This window comes from Prosthecobacter sp., from assembly GCF_046154365.1.
In the GTDB taxonomy this organism is placed as follows: Bacteria; Verrucomicrobiota; Verrucomicrobiia; order Verrucomicrobiales; family Verrucomicrobiaceae; genus Prosthecobacter.
Genome location: NZ_JBJXFV010000065.1, coordinates 80,593 through 89,330, shown reverse-complemented (window position 1 = coordinate 89,330; position 8,738 = coordinate 80,593). Strand labels below are relative to the sequence as shown.

7 protein-coding genes are annotated in these 8,738 nt (G+C 60.1%); 3 read left to right on the top strand and 4 right to left on the bottom strand.

The window, feature by feature from the left end; all coding sequences use genetic code 11:
* Positions 1-347: 347 nt before the first annotated feature.
* Positions 348-569: a helix-turn-helix domain-containing protein gene (locus tag ACKVY0_RS08025; protein WP_409214281.1), complete on the bottom strand. Its 222-nt coding sequence runs from the start codon at positions 567-569 to the stop codon at positions 348-350.
* Positions 570-758: 189 nt separating this feature from the next.
* Between ACKVY0_RS08025 and ACKVY0_RS08020 the strand changes: the two genes are divergently transcribed.
* The gene (locus ACKVY0_RS08020) at positions 759-2,045 is read left to right on the top strand and encodes a hypothetical protein (protein WP_409214280.1); all 1,287 of its coding nucleotides are present in this window, start codon (positions 759-761) and stop codon (positions 2,043-2,045) included.
* A gap of 3 nt (positions 2,046-2,048) precedes the next feature.
* Here the strand turns inward: ACKVY0_RS08020 and ACKVY0_RS08015 are convergent, their stop codons facing one another.
* Positions 2,049-3,275 (bottom strand): DEAD/DEAH box helicase, encoded by a 1,227-nt coding sequence (locus ACKVY0_RS08015; protein WP_409214279.1) that lies wholly within the window; start codon positions 3,273-3,275, stop codon positions 2,049-2,051.
* A gap of 111 nt (positions 3,276-3,386) precedes the next feature.
* Between ACKVY0_RS08015 and ACKVY0_RS08010 the strand changes: the two genes are divergently transcribed.
* Entirely contained in the window at positions 3,387-6,338 is a 2,952-nt protein-coding gene (locus ACKVY0_RS08010) for a DUF1553 domain-containing protein (RefSeq protein ID WP_409214278.1), read from the top strand.
* Here ACKVY0_RS08010 and ACKVY0_RS08005 read toward each other — a convergent pair.
* Both ACKVY0_RS08005 and ACKVY0_RS08000 read right to left on the bottom strand, forming a co-directional pair.
* Positions 6,322-6,813, bottom strand: coding sequence for a hypothetical protein (locus tag ACKVY0_RS08005; RefSeq protein WP_409214277.1), 492 nt, complete (start codon positions 6,811-6,813; stop codon positions 6,322-6,324). The two genes, ACKVY0_RS08010 and ACKVY0_RS08005, sit on opposite strands and share 17 nt — an antisense overlap.
* Before the next feature lie 89 nt (positions 6,814-6,902).
* Complete coding sequence (locus ACKVY0_RS08000; RefSeq protein ID WP_409214276.1) at positions 6,903-7,475, bottom strand: hypothetical protein; 573 nt, start codon at positions 7,473-7,475, stop codon at positions 6,903-6,905.
* Between the two features lie 123 nt (positions 7,476-7,598).
* Here ACKVY0_RS08000 and ACKVY0_RS07995 point away from each other — a divergent pair, with 123 nt between their 5' ends.
* Positions 7,599-8,708, top strand: coding sequence for a pyridoxal-phosphate-dependent aminotransferase family protein (locus tag ACKVY0_RS07995; RefSeq protein WP_409214275.1), 1,110 nt, complete (start codon positions 7,599-7,601; stop codon positions 8,706-8,708).
* Positions 8,709-8,738 lie beyond the last annotated feature (30 nt).

The window sequence follows — 8,738 nt, the reverse complement described above, 5'->3', positions numbered from 1 at the left end:
CTCCAAGCGCTCGTCCATGCGCTCCATGTTCTTGCGCTGCGTCTGGCTGAGCAGGCCGCTGACGTAGCGCACCGCGAGCTGCTCGCTCACGGCGGACTTGGTTTGGAAACAAGGGGAGAAGTCTTCGATCAACGAAGACAGGCGGTTAGCCAGAGCCCGGACGGGCCCCGATTCATTTTTTATCTAGCCGACGTACGTCGGCCTGGGCTGGTTGTTGGCTTTGCTCGCGTGCGCACAGAATGCGCGCACGCGGCCCGCCCTAATGCTCGCGTCCGCCAAAAATGTCAATGAATTTTTCTAACAAAGCAGAATTAGAGTGTCATTCAATTTGGAGAGATAGGCGGTATTCATCGCGGTTTCTTCCCTTCAAAGGTGAACAGATCACGAACCTCCACTTTCAGGGCATCAGCGAAGCCTTGGAGTCCAGCCACCGAAGGCGCATTCACTCCACGCTCGACCAGACTGATGAACTCGACCGAGCAGCCAATCACCTCCGCCAGAGCCTCTTGAGTGAGTCCCTGTTTCTTCCGCAATGCGGAGATTCGCTGTCCGAGTTTTTTCTGCAACACGGAGTTTAGCTACCACCTACAATTGGCGATGACCACGGAGCTAAACTACGGGTTCTATGTCGTCGCAGGGTGCGGGTAGTCCAACTGTTTTCCATGTTGAACTCTGGAGGCCCCGAGAACTCGGGGGTGATGAACAAATCGGTCTTGAGAAGCGTTAAGTCACATCTCTCAAGACGATTCCATTTTGCCATGCTGAAACTCTCCTTCCTGCTCATCGCCGCTCTTTCGTGCGCGGCGTCCGCAACCTTCGCCAACGAAGAACCAAGCACCAAGAACCAAGAACAAGGAACCGAACCCTTCCGCCCTGAAGCCGGAAAGTTCCCTTCTTTGGAAAAAGCGCACTCCTACCGGGGCGAACTTATCTTCGTGGATCATGCGAACCGCCGCGGCAGCATTCGCCTGCAGGGATCGGGCATGTTTTTCCGCAATGACCCGCACCCCTTCGCCATGTTGCCTTACGGCATCGTTCGTTATCACGGCGCACCGGCAGATCTACGGGACATCCCGCTCGGCACCGTGATGCACGTCCGCGCCTTTCTCCCACCCGACCCGAAGACCTCCGCCGTGCCGGTCTTGCCAATCGATAGCGGGAAGCAGGACGCCAATCACAATCGCGGCGCAGGCATCTTCCCCGCCGAGAATCATGTCCTTCTCCTCGAAGACGAGCCCAGCCATTGCCAGCGCGAGGGTTTGACCTGGAAGCTCAAGGAAGTGGAGATCAAGAACAAAGAGGGCATGATCATCGCCACCTGCGAACCAAAGAAAGGAGGAGACAGCAAGGCCACCGAAGAAAAGCTGACCTTCGATGCTGCCACCCGCGTCTGGCGTGGCCGCGAATGCCTCGGGATCGAGGAACTCATCGCCGAAGGCAAGTGGCCCGCTGAAGGGAAGAAATCTCTCGGCGGCCAAGCCGTCCAACTCGGCATCACTTGGAAACCCACGCCGGACGGCATCTTCACTCGCTTTCACATCTCCGATATCTGGCTCGACGATGCCTCCATGCAACGCACCGCCAAGAACCAAACCGAAACGCACAAAGCCTTCATCCGTAGCCGCTGGATGGCCGCATGGATCGACAATGTCGAGTATGGCAAGTTCGGCCGCGCCACCGTCACAGCGACTCTCTTTGGCGGCATGGACCCATCTCTCTACGCCGACTTCACCAAAGGCAGCCCGGCCCTGATGAATCCCGTCGCCAACACCTTGAAGCACACCCACGGAGGCTACGGCCCCGCTCATATGGCGTCCAAAGGCCCCATCCTCGACGTCATCAAGTTGCCCGGCGAAGCCCCGCTTGGCAGCAGCGGCATCCAGATCCGCTTCGAGACCGACCTCATCATCGAAGGCATCCGCCCCACCCGCATCGTCCGTGTGCGTCCCGCGAGCTGGCCGCAGGCCCAGGTCCCCCGCGAAGAATACCTCAACGACAGTCTCGAAGAGCGTTTCCCAACGCCCGCCATCTTCCCGAAATACTGAGGACTATGACTGCCTCGCCGCGGCTTCACGCAGCTTGTCCTTCTTGCTCTTGCGTCGGCCTTTGATGCCGCCGGTGCTGGATGCTTGCGGTGCTTCATCTTGAGGCTCGAAGCCTGGGATGTGCTCGCGTTGAATGGTCAGATGGTGGCGCTTCTCGATGAGGCAAAAATGCGCGTGAGAGGCTGCTGTGATGAAGCTCACGGCGCATCCAGATTCGCCAGCACGCCCCGTGCGCCCAATGCGGTGCGTGTAATCGACTGCGGAGCGCGGCAGGTCGTAGTTCACGACCACAGGCAGTTGCACGATGTCCAATCCGCGTCCTGCGAGATCCGTGGCGACGAGCACATGGATTTGCGAGTCTTTAAAAGCCGCCAACGCCTGACCGCGCGCGCCTTGGCTCAGATCCCCATGAAACGCTACGGCGCTGATGCCGTGGCGCCGCAGTTTGTCCGCGACGTGCTCGGCGGAGTATTGCTTGGCCACAAAGACCAGCACACGCTTCCAGCCTTCCGTCTTGATCAAGTGCCGTAACAAAGGCGTGCGCTGATCTTCGTCCACCTCGATGGCACGCTGCTCGATGACGGGCATCGCCGTGGGTGCTGTCTCGATTTCGATTCGCGTGGGCTCGTGCAGAAGCTTTTGCGCCAAGGATTGAATGGCATCCGGGAACGTGGCGGAGAAGAGCAAATTCTGCCGACGCTTTGGCAACAGAGCCAGTACCCGAGCCAGCTCATCCGCAAAGCCCAGATCGAGCATGCGATCCGCCTCATCCAGCACCAGCGCAGCGACGTGGTCGAGATGCAGCGCGTTGTGATCCACGAGATCGAGCAAACGGCCCGGCGTCGCGATCACAAAATCAGCACCACCCCGCAGCGCCATCATCTGTGGATTGATCGAGACACCGCCAAACGCGCTCACGACTTTGATCCGCTCTGGCAGATGCACCGCGCAACGCAACACCGTCTCCGTGACCTGCGCTGCGAGTTCACGCGTGGGCACAAGAATCAGCGTATGAACTCTGCGCGGCTTCTCCAACGGTGCCGCGAGCCAGCGCTGCAGCAACGGCAGCACAAACGCCATTGTCTTGCCCGAGCCCGTCTGCGCCGTCGCCAGCACATCGCCACCCTTCAGCAACACCGGAATGGCAGCCGACTGCACCGGTGTTGGCGCGACGTATTGGTTAACGGCACTCAAAAGTGGAGCTGACAGACCGAGTGAGGTAAAGGGCATGTCGCTCTATAGGCTCGATCTGAGTGGCAGCAAGATGCCGACGCCGAATGAATCACGCTGTCCCGCACTCGCGTGGCATGAAATGAGGCTTTTGATGCCGTATGAGAAATAATGCGCCATCTCTGTCTTCTCATCGCCTGCTCCACGCCCGCCTTCGCGGTCGATTTCGTCCGCGAGGTGCGCCCCATCTTTGAAAAGCACTGCTATGAGTGCCACAGCGCGAAGAAACAGAAGAACGACTACCGACTCGACATCAAAGCCATCGCGTTGACGGGAGGCGAAGATCACGCGCCGAACATCATCGCGGGAAAGAGTGCGGACAGTCCGCTGTTTCGTTTTGTGAGTGGTGCGGATGAAAAAATCGCGATGCCACCGAAGTCGAAGCTCAGCAGCGCGGAGATCGACACCTTGAAACGCTGGATCGACGAAGGCGCGGTGTGGCCTGAAGGCGTGGACATCGCCAAAGTCGAAGACAGACTCGACTGGTGGAGCTTCAAGACGCTCACAAGGAGTGATGGCTTCCAGCCATCAGCAAAGACGACTGGAAGTCGTCACTCCTTGTTTTCCATCGACACCTTCATTCGCGCCAAACTTGATGAAAAGGGCCTATCACCAGCACCTACTGCCGACACACGAACTCTCATTAGGCGTCTCTACTTTGACCTCACCGGCCTCCCGCCGACACCGGAGGAAATCACGAAATACACCGCGCTACCCTATGAGAAGCTGGTGGACGACTTGCTCGCCTCACCACGTTACGGCGAGCGCTGGGCTCGCCACTGGCTGGATCTTGTCCACTACGGCGAAACGCACGGCTATGACAAAGACAAGCCGCGCATGAATGCCTGGCCCTACCGCGACTACGTCATCCGCGCCTTTAACAACGACAAGCCCTACACCCGCTTCATCGAAGAGCAGATCGCCGGTGATGTGCTCTATCCTGGCACCACCGATGGCATCACCGCGCTCGGATTTATCTCGGCAGGTCCGTGGGATCTCATTGGGCATGCGGAAGTGCCGGAGACGAAACTCGATGGCAAGATCGCCCGCCACCTCGACCGCGATGACATGGTGCAAAACGCCATCGGCACTTTTTGCTCTCTCACGGTGCAGTGTGCGCAGTGCCACTATCATAAGTTCGATCCCATCTCGCAGGAGGACTACTACTCACTTCAGGCCGTCTTCGCGGGCATTGATCGCACCGACGTTGATTACTATCCCGACGACGCCTCGATGCAGAAGTTCGCCGCGCTTCAAATGCAGAAGAAGCAGCTCACCGACGAGATCGCCGCGCTTGAAGAGCCTTTGAAGAAAAAAGCCGGTGAAGCCTACGCCGCGCTCAGCAAGCGCATCGACGGCGCTGCCGAAAAAGGCGCGAATCCGAACGCGAAGCCCGACTTCGGCTTTCACAGCGCCATTTCGCCGACGCAGGACGCGGTGAAGTGGGTCCAGGTCGATCTGGGCAAAAGCGTCCAAGTCGAGCGCATCGTGCTGAAGCCCTGCTACGACGACTTTGGCAAGATCGGTGGCGGATTTGGCTTCCCGGTGCGATTCAAGATCGAAGTCAGCGATGATCCCACTTTTAAAACCGGCGTCACACTCGTGTGGCGGAAGCACGACGCCACTTTCATGAACGACTTTGCCAATCCCGGCCTCAAGCCCTTTGAAACCGGAACCGCGGGCGATGATGGCGTCACGGGACACTTTGTGCGCGTCACCGCCGTGAAGCTCGCGCCACGCGCCAATGACTACATCTTCGCACTGGCCGAGATGGAGGTTTATGACAGCAAAACCGGCCCCAACCTCGCTGCGGGCCGCCCGGTGACCTCGCTGGACAGCATTGAGGCCGCGCCACGCTGGCGGAAAGCCAATCTCACCGACGGCATCGCTCCCGAAAGCCGCAGCGACGAAGACAAACAGGAGCTCATCCGCGAACGCGACGCCCTCATGCTCGCGCAGGCCGATGAAGCCACGAAGAAGAAGCTGCACGCCGCACGCAAGCAGCGCGATGCCCTGCCTCAACTGCCCGCGCCGCAGAAAGTCTATGCTGGAGCCGTCCACTACGGCAGCGGTGCCTTCAAAGGTACACACGGCACACCCCGCATCATCCAGGTGCTCAAACGCGGCGACATCAAGCAGCCCGCTCAAGAAGTCAGCCCTGGAAGCATCACTCAAATCGGCAAGCTCTTCGGCCTGCCTTTCAAAGTCGAAGGCACCGACGAATCTGCCCGACGGGCTGCTTTAGCCAAATGGGTCACGGACAAAAACAACGCGCTCACTTGGCGCAGCATCGTGAACCGCGTCTGGCAGCATCACTTTGGTAAAGGCTTGGTCGATACCGCCAACGACTTCGGTCGAATGGGCAACAAGCCCAGCCATCCTGAGCTACTCGACTGGCTTGCGCTGACTTTTCGTGATGATCTCGGCGGCAGTTTCAAGAAGCTGCACAAGCTCATCGTGATGAGCGAGACGTATCGGCAGCGCTCGGATGGACTGGCCCCATCCGATGCCAACAACGTCTTCCTCTCCCACCAAAACCGCCGCAAGCTCGACGCCGAGTCCATTCGCGATTCCATCCTCGCCGTTAGTGGCAAACTCGACCTCAGCATGGGCGGCGCGAGCTTCCAGGACTTCATCATCGAGAAGCCGCAGCACAGCCCGCACTACGAATACACCCTGCACGATCCCGAAGACCCCAAGTCATGGCGACGCAGCATCTATCGCTTCATCGTTCGCAGCCAGCAGCAGCCGTTCATGACCGTCATGGACTGCGCGGATCCCTCCATGCGCGTGGACAAGCGCAACGAGTCCCTCAGCCCCCTCCAAGCCCTCGCCATGATGAACAACGGCCTCACCGTGACGATGGCGAAGCACTTCGCCGCACGCGTGACCAAGGAAGCTCAAGATCTCGAAGCGCAAACCAAGCGTGCGTTCGTCCTCGCACTCTCCCGTGAGCCGTCAGCGGACGAATTCACGCCGCTACTCGCCTACGCCAAACGCGAAGGCCTCGAAAACACCTGCCGCGTGATTTTGAACCTGAATGAGTTCAGCTTCGTGGATTGAGCGTGTGGCGAGACCGCCATCTCTGAATCAATAGCGCAACGAAGCCACACAGGCCGAGCCAGCGCGCCATGCCGTGGCCGAAGACCACCGTGGCGTTGAGCCACATGAAACCAAGGAAGCTGTGCAGCAGCCAAGTGATCCAGCGTGACCGGGCGGCGTGCCGTGCGGGAGCGGTCCAGCACCAGACGGTGTCGCCGAGCCAGACCAGCAACAGCAGGTAATTCAAATAGAGGCCGCTGCCGCTGCGGAGGCCCGTGAGCGCGGCCGTTTGCTGCGCGGTGCTTTCATAGGCAGCGTGGTGACTCCAGTGATGGACGAAGTGGAAGGCGCAGACGCTGTGAACGAGCAGCGCGAGGCAGCCTGCCGTCCACCACACTCGATTGGCAGCGGCATGGCGGTGCAGCATCAGCGCGGTGATGTAGGTGACGAAAGCCGCGATGGCGGTGGCCTTGGTTATGAAGAGGCCGGTGTCCATGAGCCTAGATGCGGCAGTTGATGGTTCAGAGTTGATGGTTGATAGCCTGATACTGAATGTCTTGCGCATGGGAGCGGCGGCTCCGGCCATCAACCATTCACTATCAACTGAGGTTTCCAGGATGAGCGCTGCATGGCGGTGAAGGCGTAGCCGATGCCGGCCCCAAAGCCGATGCCGTAGAGCAGGCCCCAGGCGAGTTCGCTGGCGGTGGAGTGCAGCGAGCGGTAGCAGACTAGCTCGCCTGCGAAGTACCCTGCCGAGTGGCCGATGAACACCGCCATCGCAGCGACGGGCCAGGCACGCCAGCCGCGCAGAGCCGCCGCCATGGCGATGGTGAAAGCCATGCTGCCGATCAGCGAGGCGATCCACTCTCCTCGACCCGCTCCCAAGCTGAACCATGCCGCGCACCACGCCAGGGCGTAGAGCAGGAAGGCGGGCAAAAAGAAGCCGTAGAACCGCAGCAGCCCGCCAGGCCAGCGCAGCGCTGGCCGTAACAGCAGCCCGGCGAGCAGCAGGAAAACGAGGCAGCAGGCGGCATACATGGCCGTCTCCCCGCCGTGAAGATGGAACCACGGACCGCCGAAGACCCAGACGGCGAAGGCAGCGGTGCTGACGATAGCGAAGGCAATGCTGCTGCGAAGGATGACGGCGAGAGTCTGCATGTCCCCGTGAACGCGAGACGCGGGTGTGATCTCACAGGGCTTCCTGCACATGGCCGAGTTCAGCCTTGAGGATTGAAACAATGCGTTGCCCGAAACGAGCTGTTGCCCATACTCGGCACCTCCATGAACACCCAACATCCCGCTGAACGCATCCTTCTCGGCCCCGGCCCCAGTCCTGTCCCCTCACGCGTGCTGCGTGCGCTCGGTGCGCCGACGCTCGGACATCTCGATCCACAGTATGTCGCCATCATGGACGAGGTCTGCGAGATGCTGCGGCAGGTGTTTCAAACGAAGAACGCGCTCACCTTTCCCGTCAGCGGCACCGGCATGGCCGGGATGGAATGCATCGCCGTCAATCTGATCGAGCCTGGTGATGAAGTGATCGTCTGTGTGAACGGCGTCTTCGGCAGTCGCATGAAGGATGTGATGGAACGCTGCGGTGCCACCGTGCATGCCGTCGAGGCGGCGTGGGGCGATGTCATTCAGTTCGATCAAATTGCCGCTGCTCTTGAGCAGCATCCGAAAAGCAAACTGGTCGGCATCGTGCATGCCGAGACGAGCACCGGCGCGCTGCAGCCGCTCGAAGGCCTCGCCGACATCGTGCATGGCAAAGGCGCGCTGCTGGTCGTCGATGCAGTCACCAGCCTCGGCGGTCACGAATTGAAGGTCGATGATTGGGGCATCGACGCCATCTACAGCGGCACGCAGAAATGCCTGAGCTGCCCGCCCGGCCTCGCGCCCGTTAGCTTTGGCGACCGCGCCCTCGCCGTCATGGATGCGCGCAAAACAAAAGTGCAGTCCTGGTATCTTGATGTCTCGATGCTGCGCAAATACTACCTCGGCGGCGGCGGTGGCCGCGTGTATCACCACACCGCACCGATCAACATGACCTACGCTTTGCGTGAAGCGCTCGCCATTGTGCTGGAAGAAGGTCTCGACGCCCGCATCGCCCGCCACGCACAGATGCATCAGCGCCTGCGTGCCGGATTGGAGGCGATGGGCATCAGTTATGTGCCGAAGCACTCGCTCCACACGCTCAACTGCATCCACATCCCCGCCGGCGCCGACGACGCCGGCACACGCAAACGTCTGCTCGAAGAATACGGCATCGAGATCGGTGCCGGACTCGGCGTCATGGCCGGCAAAGCCTGGCGCATCGGCCTCATGGGCCACGGCGCGAGCGTGCGAAATGTCGATCTCGTGCTCACGGCACTGCAGAACGTGCTGAAGTAATATCGGCTCGCTTTCCCAGGACATTGATGA